16 protein-coding genes are annotated in these 20698 nt (G+C 69.0%); 10 read left to right on the top strand and 6 right to left on the bottom strand.

Annotation, left to right across the window (positions count from 1 at the left end; genetic code table 11):
* Positions 1-9: 9 nt before the first annotated feature.
* Positions 10-2139, bottom strand: a complete 2130-nt coding sequence (gene scpA, locus SY84_RS13795) for a methylmalonyl-CoA mutase (protein ID WP_046844483.1) — start codon at positions 2137-2139, stop codon at positions 10-12.
* A 206-nt stretch (positions 2140-2345) separates the two neighbouring features.
* On the opposite strand from scpA, the gene SY84_RS16810 reads away from it, so the two are divergent.
* From SY84_RS16810 to SY84_RS13835, 9 genes are all read left to right on the top strand, one after another.
* On the top strand, positions 2346-2546 hold the full coding sequence (locus SY84_RS16810; RefSeq protein ID WP_211117114.1) for a hypothetical protein: 201 nt from the start codon (positions 2346-2348) through the stop codon (positions 2544-2546).
* A gap of 159 nt (positions 2547-2705) precedes the next feature.
* Positions 2706-3902, top strand: a complete 1197-nt coding sequence (locus SY84_RS13800) for a S41 family peptidase (protein ID WP_046844484.1) — start codon at positions 2706-2708, stop codon at positions 3900-3902.
* Between the two features lie 717 nt (positions 3903-4619).
* Positions 4620-5294, top strand: coding sequence for a ribulose-phosphate 3-epimerase (gene rpe, locus SY84_RS13805; RefSeq protein WP_245621348.1), 675 nt, complete (start codon positions 4620-4622; stop codon positions 5292-5294).
* A 1-nt stretch (position 5295) separates the two neighbouring features.
* The gene (locus SY84_RS13810; protein WP_046844485.1) at positions 5296-6015 is read left to right on the top strand and encodes a 2-phosphosulfolactate phosphatase; all 720 of its coding nucleotides are present in this window, start codon (positions 5296-5298) and stop codon (positions 6013-6015) included.
* Between the two features lie 89 nt (positions 6016-6104).
* Complete coding sequence (locus SY84_RS13815) at positions 6105-7874, top strand: sel1 repeat family protein (RefSeq protein ID WP_052751178.1); 1770 nt, start codon at positions 6105-6107, stop codon at positions 7872-7874.
* Between the two features lie 47 nt (positions 7875-7921).
* The gene (gene nspC, locus SY84_RS13820) at positions 7922-9151 is read left to right on the top strand and encodes a carboxynorspermidine decarboxylase (protein ID WP_046844486.1); all 1230 of its coding nucleotides are present in this window, start codon (positions 7922-7924) and stop codon (positions 9149-9151) included.
* Positions 9152-9760: 609 nt separating this feature from the next.
* Positions 9761-11758 (top strand): methionine--tRNA ligase, encoded by a 1998-nt coding sequence (gene metG / locus SY84_RS13825; protein ID WP_046844487.1) that lies wholly within the window; start codon positions 9761-9763, stop codon positions 11756-11758.
* A 120-nt stretch (positions 11759-11878) separates the two neighbouring features.
* Positions 11879-12718: an RNase adapter RapZ gene (gene rapZ, locus SY84_RS13830; RefSeq protein WP_046844488.1), complete on the top strand. Its 840-nt coding sequence runs from the start codon at positions 11879-11881 to the stop codon at positions 12716-12718.
* A complete protein-coding gene (locus SY84_RS13835) occupies positions 12711-14075 on the top strand; it encodes a gluconeogenesis factor YvcK family protein (RefSeq protein WP_081424609.1) in 1365 nt (454 codons plus the stop codon). The genes rapZ and SY84_RS13835 overlap by 8 nt, the downstream gene beginning before the upstream one ends.
* 56 nt (positions 14076-14131) lie before the next feature.
* On the opposite strand, the gene SY84_RS13840 is transcribed toward SY84_RS13835, so the two are convergent.
* Positions 14132-14740: a hypothetical protein gene (locus SY84_RS13840; RefSeq protein WP_245621349.1), complete on the bottom strand. Its 609-nt coding sequence runs from the start codon at positions 14738-14740 to the stop codon at positions 14132-14134.
* 176 nt (positions 14741-14916) lie between these two features.
* On the opposite strand from SY84_RS13840, the gene SY84_RS13845 reads away from it, so the two are divergent.
* Positions 14917-16272: an alpha/beta hydrolase gene (locus SY84_RS13845; RefSeq protein WP_046844490.1), complete on the top strand. Its 1356-nt coding sequence runs from the start codon at positions 14917-14919 to the stop codon at positions 16270-16272.
* Positions 16273-16477: 205 nt separating this feature from the next.
* Here the strand turns inward: SY84_RS13845 and SY84_RS13850 are convergent, their stop codons facing one another.
* The 4 genes from SY84_RS13850 to SY84_RS13865 are packed head-to-tail and all read right to left on the bottom strand — an operon-like array spanning position 16478 to position 20329.
* On the bottom strand, positions 16478-17122 hold the full coding sequence (locus SY84_RS13850) for a thiamine diphosphokinase (RefSeq protein ID WP_046844491.1): 645 nt from the start codon (positions 17120-17122) through the stop codon (positions 16478-16480).
* On the bottom strand, positions 17119-18090 hold the full coding sequence (locus SY84_RS13855) for an ABC transporter ATP-binding protein (protein ID WP_162200808.1): 972 nt from the start codon (positions 18088-18090) through the stop codon (positions 17119-17121). The genes SY84_RS13850 and SY84_RS13855 overlap by 4 nt, the downstream gene beginning before the upstream one ends.
* Before the next feature lie 5 nt (positions 18091-18095).
* The gene (locus SY84_RS13860; RefSeq protein WP_046844493.1) at positions 18096-18770 is read right to left on the bottom strand and encodes a hypothetical protein; all 675 of its coding nucleotides are present in this window, start codon (positions 18768-18770) and stop codon (positions 18096-18098) included.
* A gap of 11 nt (positions 18771-18781) precedes the next feature.
* A complete protein-coding gene (locus SY84_RS13865; RefSeq protein WP_046844494.1) occupies positions 18782-20329 on the bottom strand; it encodes an ABC transporter permease in 1548 nt (515 codons plus the stop codon).
* Positions 20330-20698: the final 369 nt, after the last annotated feature.

Here is a 20698-nt window from a genome sequence, read left to right on the forward strand (position 1 = left end):
AGGTTGCGTTCACGCCTGTTCGCGCGCCCGCAGGAGGTTCAGTACTTCGCGCGCGCTATTCAGGATGGGGGTGCCGGGGCCGAAGATGCCCGCCGCGCCCGCCTCGCGCAGGGCGGGGTAGTCCTGCTGCGGGATCACGCCGCCCACAACGACCAGGATGTCCCCGGCGCCCTGTTCACGCAGCGCGGCGATCAGTTGCGGCACGAGGGTCTTGTGCCCGGCGGCCTGACTGCTCACGCCCACCACATGCACATCGTTCTCGATGGCCTGCCGCGCGGCCTCGTCGGGCGTCTGGAAGAGGGGGCCGACGTCCACGTCGAAGCCCAGGTCGGCGAATCCCGTGGCAATGACCTTCGCGCCGCGGTCGTGCCCGTCCTGGCCCATCTTCACGACCAGGATGCGGGGGCGGCGTCCCTCGGCCTCGGCAAAGGCCTCGATCTCACCCTGCAGGGCGGCGAAGCCCTCGTCGCCGTCGTACCCGGCGGCGTATACGCCGCTGAGGGTGCGGATCTCGGCGGCGTGGCGGCCCCAGGCGCGTTCCAGGGCGTCGCTGACCTCGCCGACCGTGCAGCGGGCTGCCATGGCGGTGACCGCCAGGGCCAGCAGATTGCCCTCGCCGCTGCGGGCCGCGTGTTCCAGGGCCGCGAGGGCGGCCTGCACAGCCTGCGGGTTGCGTGTTTCCCGCACGCGGTTCAGGCGGGCGATCTGCGCGTCGCGCACGGCGGCGTTGTCGATGTCCAGCACGTCCACCGGGGTGTCCTGCGTGGGCCGGTACTTGTTCACGCCGACGATGACGTCCTCGCCCCGGTCGATGCGGGCCTGTTTGCGCGCGGCGGACTCCTCGATGCGCAGTTTCGGCACGCCGCTCTCGATGGCCTTCGCCATGCCGCCCAGCGACTCGACCTCGCGCATCAGTTCCCGCGCCTTCTCGGCCAGATCGTGGGTGAGGCGTTCCATCATGAAACTGCCGCCCCAGGGGTCCACGACGTGCGGGATGCCCGTCTCCTCCTGGATCACCAGCTGGGTGTTGCGGGCGATGCGGGCGCTGAAGTCGGTGGGCAGGCCGATGGCCTCGTCGAAGGAGTTCGTGTGGAGGCTCTGCGTGCCGCCGAACACGGCGGCCATCGCCTCGACGGTCGTGCGGATGACGTTGTTGTACGGGTCCTGTTCGGTCAGCGACCAGCCGCTGGTCTGGCAGTGGGTGCGCAGCGCGCGGCTCATGGGGTTTCTCGGCTCGAAGGGCGCCATGAGTTCGCTCCAGAGCAGGCGGGCGGCGCGGAGCTTGGCGACCTCCATGTAGAAGTTCATGCCGATCCCGAAGAAGAAACTCAGGCGCGGCGCGAACTCGTCGATGTGCAGCCCCTTGCCGAGCGCGGCCTTCACGTACTCCAGGCCGTCCGCGAGGGTGTAGGCGAGTTCCAGCGCGGCGTTCGCCCCGGCCTCCTGGATGTGGTACCCGGAAATGGAAATGGAGTTGAAGCGCGGCATCTGCTGCGCCGTGAACTCGATGATGTCCGCGATGATCCGCATGCTGGGCGCCGGGGGGTAGATGTAGGTGTTGCGCACCATGAACTCTTTGAGGATGTCGTTCTGGATGGTGCCCGAGAGCTGATCCAGGGTCGCGCCCTGCTCCAGTCCCGCCACGATGTACCCCGCCAGGATCGGCAGGACCGCGCCGTTCATGGTCATGGACACCGACATCTCGGACAGCGGGATGCCGTCGAAGAGGATCTTCATGTCCTCGACAGAGTCGATGGCGACCCCGGCCTTGCCCACGTCGCCCACCACGCGCGGGTGGTCGCTGTCGTACCCCCGGTGCGTGGCGAGGTCGAACGCGACCGACAGGCCCTTCTGCCCGGCGGCGAGGTTGCGGCGGTAGAAGGCGTTCGATTCCTCGGCGGTGCTGAAGCCCGCGTACTGCCGGATCGTCCAGGGGCGCGCGGCGTACATGGTGGCGCGCGGGCCGCGCGTGAAGGGCGGCAGGCCCGGCAGTGAGGCCGTGTCCACGTCCTGCACGTCGTCTGCGGTGTACAGCGCCCGGAGGGTGATGCCCTCGGGCGTCTCGCGATTCAGGCGCGCCGGGTCGGCGCCTTTTAAGTCCTTGCTGGCCTGGGCTTTCCAGGCACTCAGGTCGGGCATGTGTGTTCCTCCGTGTGCTGCCGCCATCATGCCACCGGTCCCGCGCAGTCACCAAACGACCGTTCGGGTTTCACGGAACGCTAGCTGTTCCTGCGTATGAGACACACCCATTGGTGTGGCGTGAGACCGCCGCCCTCCGAAACGTGAAATGCCGGGAGAGGCTTTCTAAAGCTGTGACCCCCATACCCAGTCGGTTTCTCTGACCGTTGAACTATCTGCACACCGCCGCCCTGACCGTCACCACCCTCGACCTGCCCGCGGGCACGACGCCCGCCGTGCTGGGCTTCATGCTGAACGGCAAGGTGCTCGCCAAGACCAGCCTGACCGCGTACTATGGCCGCTTGAGCATTTGCCCTCAGCACCCGACACTTCGGCAAAATGAGCTTCCTGCAAGCGGTACGGCATGAAGCTGGGCAGTGTCCGAGTCTCTGACGACCTCCGAACCTGCTGAGAGCAGTACGCCCGTTCGTCCGCCCAGAGATCCATCGTCTCCACGACACCGACACTGGTAAGGCAACCACATAGGTAAACGGCACGCGGAATCCACGGCGGTCTACACTGCGGGCGTGCGACGGACCCTGCTGCTCCTGGCGACCCTCCTCAGTACACAGACCGTTCGAGCGGAAGCGCTCGAACCCCTTCAGGTGGACCGCATCATCGAGAGTCTTCGACGTTTCCCCTACCTCTACCCTTTTGACGAGAAGAAGGTCAGGCAGGGTGCCGAGCAGGGGATCGACGGTCTGATTCGCGCGCTGGGCGATCCTGATGTCCGCTTCTCTCCGCGCAATGCGCTTGTTCCGTCGACCAATCCTCAGAAGGGGACGACCTTCGGCCTGGAGTTCGAGCAGGACGGGGCGGCGCAGCAGGGTGTCCAGCTCGCTGCCATTCCGCCGTTTACGTCCGCGTGGTACCAGGGATTGCAGCCGGGCGACATCATCGAGGGGATCGGCGACCATGACGTCCGGTCGGTCACACGACATGCGGCGGCAGCATTGCTGCCCCTTCTGGAGGATCAGTTCGTGGACCTGATCGTTCGGCGGGGTGAAACGCGGCAGGTCGTCAGGGTCACCCGGCAGGCCATCACCCCCACGCTGACTGTCCGGGAGGGGCTGCCGACCGGCACGGCGTATCTGGCGATGCCTACCTTGTTCACTGGATTGAGCGACGTCACGGATCAGCTGACCAGGGCAATCCAGCTCCTCCAGGAGGACGGAATCGCCACCCTGATCTTGGACCTGCGCGGCAATACAGGCGGCTCGCTGGATACCGCTGTGGCCGTCGCGGACCAGTTCCTGTCGCAGGGTGACATCGTGAGCCTCAAAAGCAGGAGTGGAGACACGCGAATCTACGGCAGCGCGAAGCCGCACTTGAGGGACTTCACCGGACGCGTCATGGTGCTCGTGAACCGTGAGACGAGCAGCGGTGCAGAAGTGATCGCAAGTGTCCTGCAACACGCCCGCATGACAGTGATCGGCGAGCGAACGGCAGGACGAGGCGTGGCGTCGACATCCCATGGGATGGGTGTGGGATACCTGATGTTCCCCATCGCGTTCCTGATCACGCCCGGCGGACAACTTCAGGGTGTGGGGGTCACACCGGACATCGTCGTGCGTGATGATCGGCAGCGGCCCGCTGCGGGAACTGTGGTGAACCTTCTGGGTGACCCGGTGCTGCGCCGGGCGCTGGAGGAGATCGGGCGCACGTCGCAGTCGACTCCGGCAGACGCTGGTTCCATCAGGGGGACTGCCGAGTCCGGCGAGTAAGCTTCGAGCAGGTTCAGGCGTCACGAAGGTGTGGTTCTGGATCGCCCGGCCAGGTGACGCCAGACGGCTCGGGCATGTGGAGGCGTGGAGGACTGCTGCGCCACTCAGGAGATGGCCCAGCAGATCTGAAGGCCGAAGCGGATGAGGAGGGTGGCTTCCAGGCACTCGCTGGCGCGCGTCGTCCACATGGTGGCTGATACGGACTCGGATTGAATGGGTTGCAGAACCCGTTCAATCCGAGCGGAGCGAGCGGGAAACAAACGGAATCCGTATGACATATTCGGACCCGTCTGAATCGATCAGCTCGCGGGTGAGGTTCGGGTCGTCCGCCGGTGCCTCACTTGGAGCTCGTCATAGACCCAGGTGCCACTCGGAATCCTTCCGCACTGCGTCGTGGACGCCATTTTCGCCGAAATTTCAGATGTTGAAGCGTGGGCCGTAAAGATGCGTTCTTTGTGGCCGAGCGAAGCGAGTGAATGTTGCCGAGCAGGACGGAATGGAACAGCTGCGAAGCAGAGAATGGAGGCGGCAGAACTCTGGTGTGCTGACGCCGTCATTCGGAGAACTGCTCTGAGCCACGGCCGGTCGTCTGCTGCCCGCCCCGGCAGGTGCGCGGGGCGGGCTGATGCTGCACGGGCGTTCTGCCCCGCGCGAACTCGGGTGCGCCGCTTCGCCCGCCCGTGAAATCCCTGCGTGGGGAATGCTAAGCTTCTGCGCGTGACCGCCGACACCCCCGAAGCGAGGCGCGTGAAGCTCGCGCCGAGCATCCTCGCCAGCGATTTCGCCCGCCTGGGCGACGAACTCCGCGCCATCGAGAGCGCCGACTGGGCGCACGTGGACGTCATGGACGGCCAGTTCGTGCCCAACATCAGCTTCGGGCTGCCCATCCTGGCCGCCGCCCGCGCCGTCAGTAGCCTGTTCATGGACGTGCACCTCATGATTGACCGGCCCGAACGGTACCTGCGCGACTTCGCCGACGCCGGCGCCGACGGCCTGACCGTCCATGTGGAAAGCACCGCGCATGTCCACCGCGCCGTGCAGCAGATCCGGGAACTGGGCAAGAAGGCGGGCGTCACCCTGAACCCCGGCACGCCTCTGGAGGCTCTGCGGCCCGTCCTGGCCGACGTGGACCTCGTCCTGATCATGAGCGTCAATCCGGGCTTCGGCGGGCAGAAGTTCATCCCGCACAGCCTTGAGCGCATCCACACCGTCCGCCGCTGGCTGGACGAGATCGGCAGCGCCGCCGAACTCCAGGTCGATGGGGGCGTCAGCGCCACGAACGCCCGCGCGGTCGTCGCCGCCGGGGCGAGCAACCTCGTCGCGGGCAGCGCCGTGTTCGGCAGGGACGGCGCGCAGGCCGGACTGGAACGCCTGCGCGAGGCTCTGAAATAACATGCGCCTGCGGGTCGACCTCCTCCCACACGGCAACTACCCGGACGTTGTGGTCATCATCGACGTGCTGCGCGCCACCACCACCGCCGTCACGTATCTCGAACGCGGCGCGGACGCCCTGCTGCTCACCGCCACCCCCGAGATCGCCCTGAACCTCCGCACCGAGGGCAGCCCCTACCTGCTCGGCGGGGAACGCGGCGGCCTGCCCATCCCCGGCTTCGACTTCGGCAACAGCCCCGTCGAGGCCGCCGGGCAGAACTTCACCGGCAAGACGGTCGTCATGAACACCACCAATGGCACCGGCGCCGCCCACACCGCCGCGCAGAGCGGCAAGCACATCTTCCTGGCTGCTCTGACGAACGCGCACGCCGCCGCCCGCCGAGCCCGCGCCGCCGCCACCGAGGAAATCGCCATCGTCTGCGCTGGCACCGACGAACACGTGGGTCTGGAGGACGTCTACGCCGCCGGGGTGCTCGCGGAGTACCTGCTCGCCATGGGCGAATTCAGCATCGATGACGGCGCCCGCATCGCCCTGACGGTCCGCCGCAACGGCGGCAACCCCTTGGAGGCTCTGGGCAGCAGTGGCCACGGCCAGCACCTCATGCGCTTGGGCCTGGGCGAGGACGTGCGCGCCGCCGCCGGACTGAGCACCAGCACCATCGTCCCCACTCTGACCCACGGCGACACTCCGGACGGCACCCTGAAATTCACGGTGGGGTGACCCCTGCTGCCAGCCATGCCCGCTCACCCCCGGTGCGGCGGGCATGTTCGTCTGTCTAACCTGCCACGCTTCGCTAGCATGAAGGTTACATGAACGGCCCGAGCCTCCTGAACCTTCTCCGCAATGGCGACATCGAACCCCTGCACGCCCACCTCACCGATCTGCAGGCGCAGTTCGAGGCCGGGCAGATCAGTGAAGGCGACCTGCTACGGGCCTTCCGCGCCTTCCAGACCTCCGATCTGACACTCGGGGAGGGCTTCCAGAAATGGACCGAGGCGCACCCAGGCACGTACGCCCCGCACGTCGCGCTTGCGGGCTGGTTCCTGGGACGAGGCTGGGAGGCGCGCGGCGGCCACACGTCCAACCGCGTCAGTGACCAGGGCTGGCGTTCCCTGGATCACTTCCTGACCCAGGCCGACGGGTGCGCCCGCCACGCCGCTACCCTCACCGACAACCCCCTGGCCGCCTGGAACGTCATCGGACTGGCCAGCAACACGCGCGGCTGCCAGCTGAGCCTGCACGACGTGCAGAATCAGCAGTACCCGGACTGGTTCACGCGCGCTGTTCAGGACAACCCGGGCACCCTCGCCCTGCGCCGCGTCATGCTGCTGCACCTGCGTACCGAGTGGGGTGGCGGTGAGGAACACATGCTCACCTTCGTGCGCCAGCAGCAGGACGCCGGACTGCTCGGTCAGAGCGACATACAGCGCCTCTGGGCCGCATTTCACAGTCACGTGGCACACCATGCGCAGCATTTTTCGCAGGACCACGCACTGGCCGTAGAACGCGCGCGCATCGCCGCTGAACTCGACCCACTCCAGTCCGAGCAGCTCCTGATCGCCCTGACCGGAGCGAACGCCAGTCCATCCGAGCGTCTGGACGCCCTGCGCCGTTACCTTTCAGCCGCGCAGCAGGAGAACAGCGTACCGTCCGGCAATTTTGGCTGGGCTGTGCTCAAGGCTGGAGACTGGATCAAGCCCGAGCTGCCACGCATCACGGCCCTGCTGGCCAGCGCGGCGCAGGACGGAGACGCCGATTCGGCCGTCCTGCTCGGGCGTATGCATTTGGTCCATCCCGCGTGGGGGACGCAGAGTGCCCGCGCCGTTCTGGAAATCGCCCGCGACCAGGGCCATACGGCAGCGGCTGAAACCATCGCCTACCTCAGCGAGCACACCTCCGCGCCAGCTGAGCAGCAGCGAGCAGACATCCTCAGGGCGGCCGACCTGCTCAGCGGTGAAATGAGCTGGCACGTGTACCAGCAGTTCCCGGAATTCCAGCGGCAGTTCAATCTGGAGCCACGGCAACGCTTCAAGTACCTGCACCGCGCCGCGGACGGTGGTGAAAACGACGCCCGTTTCGAACTGGCCCGGCAACTGCGGGCCGGGAATGTCGAACTGGGCGAGGACGGCGTGCTGCGACCCGTGGACACTCAGCCCATCCAGGCCAGCCTGGAGTACGCACGGCATCTGCTGGAGCGTGCGGCCATGACCGATCACGGACCCTCACGCAAGGCGCTGAAGTCCGCGCAGGAGAAAGACTGGCAGGAAGTCACGGCGAGACGCCTGAAATTGAAAGCGGTGCGCGCCAAACAATTGACCCCGAAGGACGAGACGGACTCCCGACCCTTCCGGGTGCCGTGGTTCCTGATCGCGGCACTGATCTTCGGGGTGTTCCGTGCGTGCAGTCACATGAACGATTCGTCCACCGCTGCCTTGCTTGATCCGGTGCAACGGATTGAGCAGCGCGAGGTCAGCGCAGAGCAGCAGCGGTTCATCGAGCGCGTGGCGGCCGGTGAACTCCAGCCGGTCTTTGAGAAGGACGGCGTGCACTTTGAGCCGGTGACTCCCAAGTCCCCCTGAATCCCCGCTGACTCTTTCTGCGCGCGTCAGCCGTTACGCTGTGGGGCGTGACTGTTTTTCCCTCTGATCTCAAGTTGAGTGCCGTGACGCCCGTGGACGCGGTGGACTGGGCGGCGATTCCCAGTCCGGCGTTCGTGCTGGACGAGTCGCGGCTGCGCCGGAACCTGGAGTTGATCTCGTACGTGCAGCGGGAGAGTGGCGCGCAGATCATCGTGGCGTTCAAGGGCTTCTCGATGTGGTCGGCGTTCCCGACGCTGCGTGAGTACGGGATCACCGGGGCGACGGCCAGCAGCCTGAACGAGGCGATCCTGGCGAAGGAGGAGATGGGGGGCGAGGTGCACGTGTACGCCCCGGCGTACAGCGACGAGGATTTCCCGCGTGTGCTGGAACTGGCGGATCATCTGGTGTTCAATTCGTTCTCGCAGTGGGAGCGCTTTAAGCCGCAGGTGGAGGCGGCGCGCGCGGCGGGCCGGACGGTGCACGTGGGGATCCGCGTGAACCCGGAGTACGCCGAGGTGGAGACCGACCTGTACAACCCGGCCGGGCCGTTTTCCCGCCTGGGCGTGACGCGCCGGGAGTTCCGCATGGACCTGATGGACGGCGTGGACGGCCTGCACTTCCACACGCTGTGCGAGAAGGACAGCGACACGCTGGAGCGGACGCTGGAGGTGCTGGAACGCACCTTCGGGGACGTGCTGGCACAGGTGAAGTGGGTGAATTTCGGCGGCGGACACCTGATGACCCGCGAAGGGTACGACATCCCGCGTCTGATCCGCGTGGTGCGGGCCTTCCGCGAGCGGTGGGGCGTGCACGTGATCCTGGAGCCTGGCAGTGCGTTCGGCTGGCAGACCGGGTGGCTGGTGAGCAGTGTGCTGGATGTGGTGCACAACGTCAAGGACGCCCTGCTGCTGGACATCAGCGTGTCGGCGCACATGCCGGACGTGCTGGAGATGCCCTACCGGCCCCGCATCCTGGGGGCGGGCGATCCGCCCGAGCTGGATCACCACCGCGAGACGAGCGAGGGCGCGGGCGGCCATCCGTACATCATCGGCGGGACGACCTGCCTGGCCGGAGACGTGGTCGGGGAGTACGTGTTCGACCGGGCGCTGGAGATCGGGGACCGCGTGGTGTTCGACGACATGATCCACTACACGATGGTGAAGACGACGTTCTTCAACGGCGTGAAGCACCCGGACATCGGCATCCTGCACCGAGACGGCTCGTACGAGCGGGTGAAGACCTTCGGGTACGAAGAGTTCAAGGCCAAACTCAGCTGAGGAAGCCGGTCTAACGTGGCACAGGGTCCGGGCCGCCTCCTCTGCGCGTGGGGGCGGCCCGGGTGCTGGACAACGAAGCTTCGGTGAAGGGTTGTGCCTCTGCCTGGGCGGCACAGGCGCCGATTGGAACCCCGTGTGGTGGCCGCGCACATTGCGGCGTCGCCTGCGGGGGGAGGGGTGGGCCGGGGGCGTGCGGTGTGTCCCTCCGGCAGCACGAAAACACTGAGTGGTCTTAACCTCTTCCGAGGTGAGCCCAGCATAGGCGCCGCACCTGACCCGTCACTGAACCCCAGCCTCATGCACGCGCTTTCGGCCCTCATCAATCTTCAGGTGAGCCCCACACCGGCCAGTGGGCCGGTCAAGCATGGGCCACCCCTCTGCCAGACAGCGCATGGCCGCGCCGGACCCCGGACGGTACACTGGGCGGCATGACGGCCCGCCCGATGATGCGAATGTCCCCCCGGCGCTGAACACGAACAGCGACTGCGCGGGGCGTCTCCGATCAGGCCGGGACGCCCCGCACGCCATTCACGCCCCCGCCCGCAGCCCGTATCCTGAACAGGCTGCCCGCGGCACGGCCCACCGCGCCGCGGGGAAGGAAGGACGCCCATGAGCCAAGACCCCTTTTTCATCACGACCGCCATCGACTACGCCAACGGCGCGCCCCACATCGGGCACGTCTACGAGAAGATCCTCACCGACGCCATCGCCCGCTACCAGCGCCTCGCCGGGCGGGACGTGTTCTTCCTGACCGGCACCGACGAGCACGGCGAGAAGATCGCCAAGGCCGCCGCGAAGGCCGGACAGACCCCGCAGGTGTTCGTGGATGACCTCGCCACGCGCGCCTTCAAGGGCCTGTGGGACCGCCTGGAGATCAGCTACGACGACTTCGTGCGCACCACCGAGGGGCGCCACAAACGCTTCGTGCAGGACGTCCTGCAACGCGTGTACGACGCCGGGGACATCTACTTCGACGAGTACGAGGGCCTGTACTCGGTCGGCGCCGAACGCTACGTCACCGAGAAGGAACTCGTCGAGGGGCCCGACGGCGTGCGCCGCTACCCCGGCGACAAGGACCCGCCCGAACTGCGCCGCGAGGCGAACTACTTCTTCCGCATGGAGAAGTACCAGGCGTGGCTGCTGGAGCACATCCAGACGAACCCGGACTTCATCCAGCCCGCCGGGTACCGCAACGAGGTCATCGAAATGCTGCGCGAACCTATCGGGCCGCTGAGCATCTCCCGGCCCAAGAGCCGAGTCCCGTGGGGCATCGAACTGCCCTGGGACCCGGACCACGTCACGTACGTGTGGTTCGACGCGCTGCTGAACTACGTGTCCGCACCCGTCAGCAAGGGCGCCAAGCCCGACGTGATCGGCACCGCGTGGCACGTGATCGGCAAGGACATCCTCAAGCCGCACGCGGTGTTCTGGCCGACCATGCTGAGAGCCGCCGGGCTGCCCCCCTACCGCCGCCTCGTGGTGCACAGCCACATCCTCGCGGAGGACGGCCGCAAGATGGGCAAGAGCCTCGGCAACGCCATCGACCCCGAGGCGCTCGTGACCGAGTTCCCGGTCGACGCGATCCGCTACACCCTGCTGCGCGAGGCGACCCTCAGCGCCGACAGCCCCTACGGCGAGGGCATCCTCGTGAACCGCCTGAACAGCGACCTCGCCAACGACCTGGGCAACCTGCTGTCGCGCACCGTCAGCATGATCCAGAAGTACCGCGCGGGCGTGATTCCGGCCGCCGCGGACCTCAGCGACCGCGACCGCGAGATCGAAGCGGCCGCCCTGGCCCTGCCCGGACAGATCCTGGGACTCGTGGACGACCTGAAGATCAACATGGCCATCGAGGCCGCCATGAACTTCGTGCGCGACCTGAACCGCTACATCGCCGAGAGTGCCCCGTGGACCCTCGCCAAGAGCGAGGACACCCAGCGCCGCCTGGACACCGTGCTGTATACCGCCGCCGAGGGCCTGCGCGTCGCCAGCGTCGCCCTGGAAGCCGTGATTCCCGTCAAGGCCCGCGAACTGCGCGCCCAGCTGGGCCTCGGCGGGCACACGTACGCCCTGCAGGCCGCGTGGGGCCTCACGCCCGCCGGGACGCGCGTGCAGGGCGGCGCGATCCTCTTCCCGAAACCCGAACCGAAAGACACCCCCACCCCCGCCCCGAGCGCCCCGAAGCCCGGCAAGAAAGAGAAAGCCATGACCCAGACTGCCCCTGAACCGATCACCACCGCCCCCGCTGCCGCCCCGGCCCCCGCCCCCGAGGCGACCGAGACGCTGATCAGCATCGACGAGTTCGCCCGCATCGACCTGCGCGTCGCGCAAGTCATCGCCGCCGAGGCCGTCGCGAAGGCCGACAAGCTCCTGAAACTCACCGTGAAACTCGGCGAGGAGACCAGAACGGTCGTCAGCGGCATCCGCCGGTGGTTCGAACCCGAGGCCCTGGTGGGCCGCAAGGTCATCCTGGTCGCCAACCTCAAGCCCGCCAAGCTCCGCGGCATCGAGTCGCAGGGCATGATCCTCGCCGCCGAGGACGACCAGGGCAACCTGGACCTCGTGGGCCTGGGCCTGGACCTGCCCAGCGGCACCAAGGTCCGCTGAACCGGCCCTAACCCGGACTGACCCCTTACCGCCGCCCCGCGCCCCACGCGCCGGGCGGCGTTCACGTTCCATGACGGTCCCGTCACGGGACGCCCGGCAGGCGCGGGCTACACTGCACCCATGCCGTTTGTCGTCGTGTCCGGTCTGTCCGGCAGTGGAAAAAGCACCGCGCTGCGAACCCTGGAAGACGCCGGGTTCTTCATCACGGACAACCTCCCGCCCGAACTGTGGGGCGCCATGCACGACCTCGTGCACGCCCGCGGCCTGACCCGCGTGGCCATCAGCACCGACGTCCGCACCCGCGACTTCATGGGCGCGCTGGAGGACAGCTACGTGCGCCTCTCGCGCCGCCGCGAGGACCTGCGCGTCCTGTTCCTCGAAGCGAACGACGACGTGCTGCTCAAACGCTACAACTTCACCCGCCGCGAGCATCCACTCGGGGAGAACCTGATGTTCGACTTCGCGCGGGAACGCGAACTGCTCGCCCCGCTGCGCTCCATCGCGGACACCGTGATCGACACGACCGCCCTGAGCGCCAAGGACCTCGCCGCGCAGGTCCTGCGGGTCTTCCGGCTGGAACACGACTTCCACCTGCGCCTGATGTCCTTCGGGTTCAAGCACGCCCCGCCCCGCGACGCGGACCTCGTGCTGGACGTCCGCAGTCTCCCCAACCCCTACTACGACCCGGAACTGCGCCCCCGCACCGGCCTGGACCCCGAGGTCGCCGCCTACGCCTTCCAGGGCGAGGCCAGCGAGCAGTTCTACGCCGACCTGCGCGACTTCGTGCGCGTCGCCGCCGAACGCGCCCGCACCACGGGCCGCCACGGGTACACCGTCGCGATCGGCTGCACCGGCGGGCAGCACCGCAGCGTCGCCGTCGCCGCGCGGCTCGCGCACGACCTGAAGGACCTGAATGTCGGTATCATGGATCACCGCGACATGAAAGACCCCCATGAGTGACCCGCCACTCCCGCACCGCGCTCCACCGGAGACCCGCCGCCGCGAACTGCTCGCGCGTGGCCAGCACGCCGGCCGCCGCGCCCGCATGTGGATGTCCCCCGGCCTGGGCGTCAAACGGTGGCTGGCGCTGTTCGTCATCTGCACCCTGATCGGCGCGGTGGGCGTGCTGCACTTCACCTGGACCGGCCCGCTGCACTTCACCGCGACCCGCTGGATCCTGTGGGTCAACGCCCTGATCCGCCCGGAGGTCATGCCGCTGTACGTGGGCGGCGTCGTCCTGATGCTGCTCGCGCTGATCGGGGCGCTGTGGAGCATCATGATGCTCAACCGCTCGGTGCTGCGCGGCACCGGCACCGCCCCCGAACAGGCCGTGGACCTCATGTACCAGAACCGCCACCTGTCCCGCGGCCCGCGCATCGTGACCCTGGGCGGCGGCACCGGCATGTCCAACCTCCTGTCAGGTCTGCGCGTCCACACCGGGAACACCACTGCCATCGTCACCGTCGCCGACGACGGCGGCAGCAGCGGCCGCCTGCGCCAGTCCCTGGACATGATCGCCCCTGGCGACCTGACCGACTGCTACGCCGCCCTGAGCGACAGTCCCGTCATGGCCCGCCTCCTGCTGCACCGCTTCGCGCGCGGGGACGGCATCCAGGGGCATACCTTCGGCAACCTGATGCTCGCCACGCTGAGCGAGCAGGAAGGCAGCCTCAGCGACGCCATGCTCGACATTCATGAGGTGCTGCGCATCCGCGGCCGCGTGTACCCCGCCGCCACCCAGCCCCCCACCCTGGTCGCCCACCTGAAAGACGGCCGCACTGTGCGCGGCGAGAGTCAGTTCGCCACGCAGGTCAGTCCGTCCCGCATCGACCATGTGACCCTCGACCCGCCCGACCTGCCCGCCCTGCCCGAGGTCGTGCAGGCCATCCGGGACGCCGACCAGATCGTCCTGGGCCCCGGCAGCCTGTACACCAGCATCATTCCCGCGCTGCTCGTACCCGCCGTCGCGCAGGCTCTGCGGCAGACCCCCGCGCCGCTGATCTACGTGGCGAGCCTGATGACCGAACCCGGCGAGACCGACGACCTGACCCTGGAGGCGCACGTGCAGGCCATCACCCGCCACCTGGGCCGCACCCCCGACTGCGTGCTGGTGAACAACGCCGTTCCGCCCCGGGACGTGATCGCCCGCTACGCCGCCGAGGGCGCCCACCTGCTGAGCCTCAGCGGTGCCAGCCGCGACCTGCGCGGCCGCAGCGTGATCCTGCCCCTGCTGCACCCCGGGCAGGCCCGCCACGACCCGGCCGCCCTGGCCCAGGCGCTGCTGTACGCCGCGCCCCGCCGCGACCAGACCGTCTGACGGCAGGACAGGACCCGGGCGCCCCACGCGGAGGGCGCCCGGGTCCCGAGGACCCGTTACAGGCCGAGCAGGCCCAGCGCGACCGTCTCGGACAGTTCCCGCTGGAAGGGCTGCACGAGGGCGCGTTCCTGCGCGGTGCCGGTCTGCACGTCGCGGTTCAGGTCCGGCAGCTGCCCGTTCTGCAGGGACTGCGCCGCCTGCGAGAAGTCGATGCTCGGCACGCCCAGCGCGCGGTTCACGCCCGCGCGCACGGCCGCGTACCGTTCCGCGCTCATGTTCTCCGCGTTCAGGGCGGCCGCCTGCGCCTGCCGGGCCGCGCCGACGCTGCCGCCCACCTCGCGCAGCACGGTCATCATCTGGAACAGGTTCGGGTTCTGCCCGTTCTGGATGTCCGTCCACACCTGCTGCACCCCGGTGAACGACGAGCCCATCGCCTGCTGCACCTGTCGGCGCACCCGCACGAACTTCTGCACGTCCGTCTTCGTCAGGGCCGCGTTCACGTTCCCGGTCGGGGCGGGCGGCGTGACCGTCCCCCCACCCTGTGCCTGCCCACTCTGCGCCGGTCCACTCTGGGTCTGCGTGGTGGGCGTCTGCCAGTTCGCCAGGAACGCCCGCGCAGGCTGAATCACCAGGAACCACGCCAGGCCGCCCAGCAGCGCCAGCACCAGCAGCGTGCCCCCGCCGCAGCCCAGACACCCGCACCCCCATCCTCTGCCACTTGATCTCATACCCACCCACTACGTGAGGAGCCCCGCGGCGGTTCCCGGGTATACAGTCAGGGCAGACCAGCACAACCCACCCCGGCGCCCCCGCGCGCCCAAGGAGTTCCATGAAGCGTTCCATGACCGCCTGCCTGCTCGCCGTCCTGACCCTGTCCGCCTGCACCCGCACTACCCTCCCCACCCAGAGCCGCCCGCACGACACCCGCACCTTCAAGGCCGTGACCCCCACCTTCACCGCCCTGACCGGCGCGAGCATCTACCAGGGCGTCATGCCCGGCCTGCACGGCGACGCCGCGTACGCCATCGAGGTTCCCGCCACCTGGAACGGCCAGCTGATCATGTACGCCCACGGCTACGCCGGGGACGGCCCGGACCTGAAAGTCCAGGCGCCCGCCCTGCGCGCCTACTGGCTGAGCCTCGGGTACGCCTGGGCCGCCAGTTCCTACAGCGCCAACTACTACGACGTGCAGGCCGGCGTGGAGGACACCAACGCCCTGGCCAACGCCTTCCCGACCCTGACCGGCCGGGCGAAACCCACCAAGACCCTGATCATGGGCGTCAGCATGGGCGGGCACGTGGCGGGCGCCGCCGTCGAGAAGGAAACGGCCCAGACCGCGAAGAACAGAACCACCTACGCCGCCGCCATGCCCGTCTGCGGCGTCATGGACGAGGACTACGAATTCCAGTGGCTCGGGGACTACACCCTGGCCGCCGCGCAGCTCGCCGGGGTCGGCCCGAAGACCTTCCCGCAGGGCAGCGACACGTACCGCGCGCTGCTCCCTGACATCCTGGGGGCACTGTTCACCAGCACCACCGACCCCCTGTGGCAGGAGAACGCCACCCAGGGCGCCAAACTGCGCGAGATCGCCCGTCACCTCACCGGCGGCCCCCGTCCCGCCTTCGAACTGGGCTTCCGCGCCGGGTACTGGCAGAAGGCCGTGCTGGGCACCGGCGGCGCCGACGGCACCATCACCGGCATCCTGCCGCGCAACATCTACGGCAACGCCACCACCACCTACCGCTGGACGACCGGCGCAACCCCCACCGCCGCCGAGACCGCCTTCAACGCGGGCCTCGTGCGCGTTACCCCCGCCCAGGACCCCAACCCCACCCTGACCGGCAAGGTGCGCTACCTGCCCCGCGTGAACGGCGAGATCAGCGTGCCCGTCCTGACCCTGCACACCACCGGGGACTTCTATGTACCCTTCAAACACCAGCAGTTGTACCGCGCCGCCGTCACTGCCGCCGGGAACGGCGACCGCCTCGTGCAGCGCGCCATCCGCGCCGCCGGACACTGCGAATTCACCGGACCCGAACTCGTCGAAGGTTTCAACGACCTCGTGAAATGGGAGGCGGGCGGCGCGAAACCCGCCGGGGACGACGTCACTACCCCTGTCGTGCTGGCCGACCCGAACTACGGCTGCCCATTCACGCGCGGCACCCGCCCCGGCGTGGACGCCTGCCCCGCGAACTGATACGGAATCCGGTTGAATGGCTTACAAAGCCGTTCAACCCGAGCAGAGCGAGTGGGAGCAAAACGGGTTCCGGGCGTGGAGTTGGCAACCCGGTGTCGTTCCGGGTTGTCAACGAAACAGACGGAACCCGTATGAGGGCAGTGGGGTGTAGGCAGTAGGGAGTGGGAACAGAGGGGGCATTCCGGTTCGGGGTGCTCCCCTTGCCTTACTCCGGCAGGGTGGGGAGCAGCGTCACGAGGGCGCGGCCTTCCCGCAGCGAGGCGGTCACCGTGCCGCCCAGCGCCTCGTTGCTGACCGTCCAGCCGCTCCCCAGCGGAATATCCGCGTGGTCCAGCGGCCAGCGCACCCCGCCCAGGCTCAGGCCGCGCAGGTCGGTCACGGCCAGCACGCTCAGGGTCGCGCCGCGCGGCACCTCCAGCGACAGGGGAGAGGCGGGCGTCAGCGGCCAGCCCCACTCGTCCCCGCTGCTCAGGGTCACGCGCAGGCCCTCGCGTTCCGTCAGGCGCAGGGCCAGCAGCGCCAGCGCCAGCGTGTGATCGAAGCGCCCGCCGAACGCACCCAGCAGCATCAGTTCCGTCGCGCCCCGCTCGCGCGCCACGCGGATCGCCAGTTCCGCGTCCGTCTCGTCCTTCGCCGCCGGATGCACCTCACGCGGGGCGTCCACGAACACGCCCGCCGACGAGTCGAAATCCCCCACCCACACGTCCACCCGCACGCCAACGCCCCACATGCCCAGCAGCGCCGCGTGCCGCGCCCCACCATCCGCCGCGACCACCACGTCCGGGCGGGGCAGCGCCGCCAGCAGCGGCGAATCCACCAGCCGCCCCCCCACCAGCACCCACGCGATCACGCCCGGTCCTCCGGCAGACGCCGCACGCCCGACTCGTCCACGCTCAGGCGCAGGCGGTCACCGTCCAGCGCCGCCGCCTCCCGCGCACTCAGCGTCAGGGACAGCGGCCCCCAGGCGTGCGCGACCGTCACCTGCACACCCCCCTCTACCGGCTGCCGCGCCACCACCGGCCACCACTCACCCACACCGGGCCGCAACGCCTCCCCCGGCACGAAGCGTACCCAGCCCGGCCCGTCCGGCAGCAGATTCACCTCGCCCAGGAACGCCGCCACCCACGCCGTCGCGGGCCGCGCGAACACCTCCTCCGTGTGCCCCACCTGCACGAGTTCCCCAGCCCGCATGACCGCCACGCGCCCAGCCAGGGCCCGCGCTTCCCGCTGATCGTGCGTGACCAGCAGCACGCCCGCCCCCACCCGCGCGAACAGCGACCGCAACCCAGCGCGCAGCTCCGCGCGCAGCCGCTCGTCCAGGTTCGACATCGGCTCATCCAGCAGCAGCAGCGGCGCCCCCGTCGCCAGCGCCCGCGCCAGCGCCACCCGCTGCGCCTGCCCACCCGACAGCCCCGCCGGACGGCGCGCCTCCAGTCCCGGCAGATCCACCAGCGCCAGCGCCTCGCGCGCCCGCGCCTCCGCCACCGCGCGCCTCGCCCCCCGTACCCGCGGTCCGTACGCCACGTTGCCCAGCACACTCAGATGCGGGAACAGCGCGTAATCCTGAAACACCAGCCCCACCCCACGCGCCTCCGGCGGCAGGCCCGTCACGTCCCGCCCCGCCACCGCCACCGACCCCGCGTCCGGCCGCTCCAGGCCTGCCACCACCCGCAGTACCGTGCTCTTCCCGCACCCACTCGGGCCCAGCAGCGCCACCGTCTCACCTGCCGCCACATCCAGCGACACACCACGCACCGCTGCCACCCCACCAAACGACTTGCGGATACCAGAGAGGGACAGGGCAGGGGCTGAGGGCAGATCGGTCACTTGCCCTCTTTCGGGCGACTCTCGAACTGCCACAGGGCATTATCGAGGCGGGCGGGCGTCGTGCCCAGTTCGGCGGCCACCGCGCGGATGGCGGCCGTGATGCGGGCGCGGTCGGCGTCGTTCCCCATACGAGGCTGCCAGTCACCGATCCGGGCGAACAGGCGAGTCAGCAGCGAATCCACCTTCACGTGATCCTCGCGGCCCATGAGCCACAGCAGGTAATGCGCCAGTGTCGGCCCAATGCCTCTGACCTCCTGCACCAGCTCGACCAGTACCAGCTGCTCGGCGGTCTCGTCGTCCAGCAGTCGGAAATCGCCCACGGTCTGAACGCCGTGCCGGACGAAGAACGCAGCCACGTCACGCGCGACATCCACCTTCAGGCGCCCCGAGAGCTGCTGGCGGTTACAGAGCACCTCTTTGGCATACGCCTGCACGCCCAGCGAATCCACGTCCTCCACGAAAGCCTGGAAGGTCAGCCCGGGCACTTCCGGCAGCCGGTCATTCAACCGCGCCAGCAGGGGCAGCACCACGACCTCGAAGCGGGCCTGCGCGCTGAACACGCAGTTCACGACCGAATGCACCCCGCTGGCGTGCAGGCTGAAGTCCGGATCCACCCTGATCCCATGCGTCTGAATGAACGCGGACAGCTGCGCGGGCAGAGGATCGGTCATGCCGAATTCTCTCATGTGACCTCGCCCTCGCCGCCGTCCAGCAGCGTGAAGGCCAGCGTGGCGAGGATGAGGAGTGTGGTCGCCAGCGCGCAGGCCTCACCGAGGTTGCGTTCACCGGGGCGGCCCAGGCGTTCGTACAGCCCGGTGCTGAGGGTGGCCCATTCGGGCCGCGTGAGGACCAGGGTCGCGCCGAACTCGCCCAGAACGGTCGCCAGGGCCAGCGCCCCGCCGCCCCGCACGGCCGGGAAGGCCAGCGGCACCGTGACGGACCGGAACGCCGCGCCGCGCGTGGCGCCCAGGGAACGGGCCGCCTCGAACAGCCGCGGCGGTATGGCCCGCAGCGTGGGCAGCAGCGAGCGCACCACCAGCGGCCACGCCAGCAGCGTGTACGCCGCGATCAGCATGGGCAGCGTGGCGGCCAGCACCGGGTACGCCAGCAGGTATCCGACGGCGAGGCTGACCGGGGAGATCATCAGCGGCAGCAGCGACACCAGGTCCAGCGCCCGCGACCCGGCCCGCCACGCGCCCAGCGCGTACAGCCCGCCCAGCAGCGTGGCGCCCGCCAGGGCCATCAGCCCGAAGCGCAGCGTGTTCCACACGAGCAGCGGCGTCGCTTCGTCCGCCAGTACGCCCTGCCAGTACGCCAGCGTGAACCCCGACGTGCCCAGCACGCCCCGCACCACCACCGCGACCAGCGGCGCGAAGCACACGAGCGTCACCACCCCACCCAGCCCCAGCAGCGCGGCCCGCGCCCCGCCCCGCGCGCGCGGCAGGCCACCCGACGGAACCCCCACTCCACCCCGCGACAGCGCCACGTACGCCCAGGTCGCCAGCAGCGTGAAGCCCAGCTGGCCCACGATCAGGGCACTCGCCTCCGACAGGCGCAGCTGCAGCGCCGTCAGCGTGTAGATCTCCACCTCCAGCGTCGCGAACCGCTCGCCGCCCAGCGCCAGCGGCAACCCGAAACTCAACGCCGAGTACAGGAACACCAGCACCACCCCCGCCAGCACCCCCGGTAGCGCTAAGGGCAACGCCACGCCCAGCGCCGCCCGCCACGCCGACGCCCCCAGCGACCGCGCCGCCCCCACCACGTTCCCCGGCACCCGCGCGAACCCCGCGTAACTCAGGCGCACCAGCACCGGCACGTTGAAGAACAGGTTCCCCAGCACCAGCAACGTCGGCGTGTCACTCAGGTCCACCCCGGTCAGGCGCGTCACCCACCCCTGCGGGCCCAGCAATGCACTCAGCCCCAGCACCGCCACCAGCGTCGGCGTCACGAACGGCAACAACAGCAGGCGCAGGAACAACCCCTTCCCCCGCACCTCGAACCGCGACAGCAGAAACGCCAGCGGCACCCCGATCAACGCCGCCACGCCCGCCGTCACGCTCGCCTGCGTCAGGGTCCACGCGAGGCGACCCTGAAAGTACGGGTCACGCCACACGTCCAGGGTCACGCCACCCTCGCGCAGCGTTCTGGCCAGGGGGAGGACGAGGCAGAGTGCCACGAAGATCAGGCCGGGCAGGGCGAGGAGCCAGCCCTGGAGTTTCGTGCTGTTCATTGGAGGGCGCCTGCGGCGGGCTGCCCCACCCCCCAGCCCCCTTCCCCAGGGGGGACGGGGGAGCAGTCGCTGCGCTCGGCAAGAGATTCGACTGACGCGGCGGGCTTTCTTGGGGCGGTGACGTGTCCGGCCTCGACGCCATCCTCCGGCATCGCCGATGGCCCGCGCGCTTCGCGCACGACGGCTCGTGGGCCATGACGGTAGAGGGGCAGGAAGGCTTGGTGCATGTCGGCAGGTTCTACTTTTTCAGCTCAGGCGAAAGCGTGTGTGCAGGCTCCCCTTGACTCGCAGAGCCCGCAGGGAGGGGAGCTGTCAGCGCAGCTGACTGAGGGGTCCTGCGCAGCAGCCTGTGTTCCCACTTCCTACTTC

It is taken from the genome of Deinococcus soli (ex Cha et al. 2016) (assembly GCF_001007995.1).
GTDB classification, from domain to species: domain Bacteria; phylum Deinococcota; class Deinococci; order Deinococcales; family Deinococcaceae; genus Deinococcus; species Deinococcus soli.

What these genes read in the sequence shown, in the direction of transcription:
- scpA (WP_046844483.1), bottom strand. Translation starts at nt 2,139, where the DNA reads ATGCCCGACCTGAGTGCCTGGAAAGCCCAGGCCAGCAAGGACTTAAAA.
- SY84_RS13810 (WP_046844485.1), top strand. Translation starts at nt 5,296, where the DNA reads ATGCGCCTGCGGGTCGACCTCCTCCCACACGGCAACTACCCGGACGTT.
- SY84_RS13815 (WP_052751178.1), top strand. Translation starts at nt 6,105, where the DNA reads ATGAACGGCCCGAGCCTCCTGAACCTTCTCCGCAATGGCGACATCGAA.
- metG (WP_046844487.1), top strand. Translation starts at nt 9,761, where the DNA reads ATGAGCCAAGACCCCTTTTTCATCACGACCGCCATCGACTACGCCAAC.
- rapZ (WP_046844488.1), top strand. Translation starts at nt 11,879, where the DNA reads ATGCCGTTTGTCGTCGTGTCCGGTCTGTCCGGCAGTGGAAAAAGCACC.
- SY84_RS13835 (WP_081424609.1), top strand. Translation starts at nt 12,711, where the DNA reads ATGAGTGACCCGCCACTCCCGCACCGCGCTCCACCGGAGACCCGCCGC.
- SY84_RS13845 (WP_046844490.1), top strand. Translation starts at nt 14,917, where the DNA reads ATGACCGCCTGCCTGCTCGCCGTCCTGACCCTGTCCGCCTGCACCCGC.
- SY84_RS13860 (WP_046844493.1), bottom strand. Translation starts at nt 18,770, where the DNA reads ATGACCGATCCTCTGCCCGCGCAGCTGTCCGCGTTCATTCAGACGCAT.
- SY84_RS13865 (WP_046844494.1), bottom strand. Translation starts at nt 20,329, where the DNA reads ATGAACAGCACGAAACTCCAGGGCTGGCTCCTCGCCCTGCCCGGCCTG.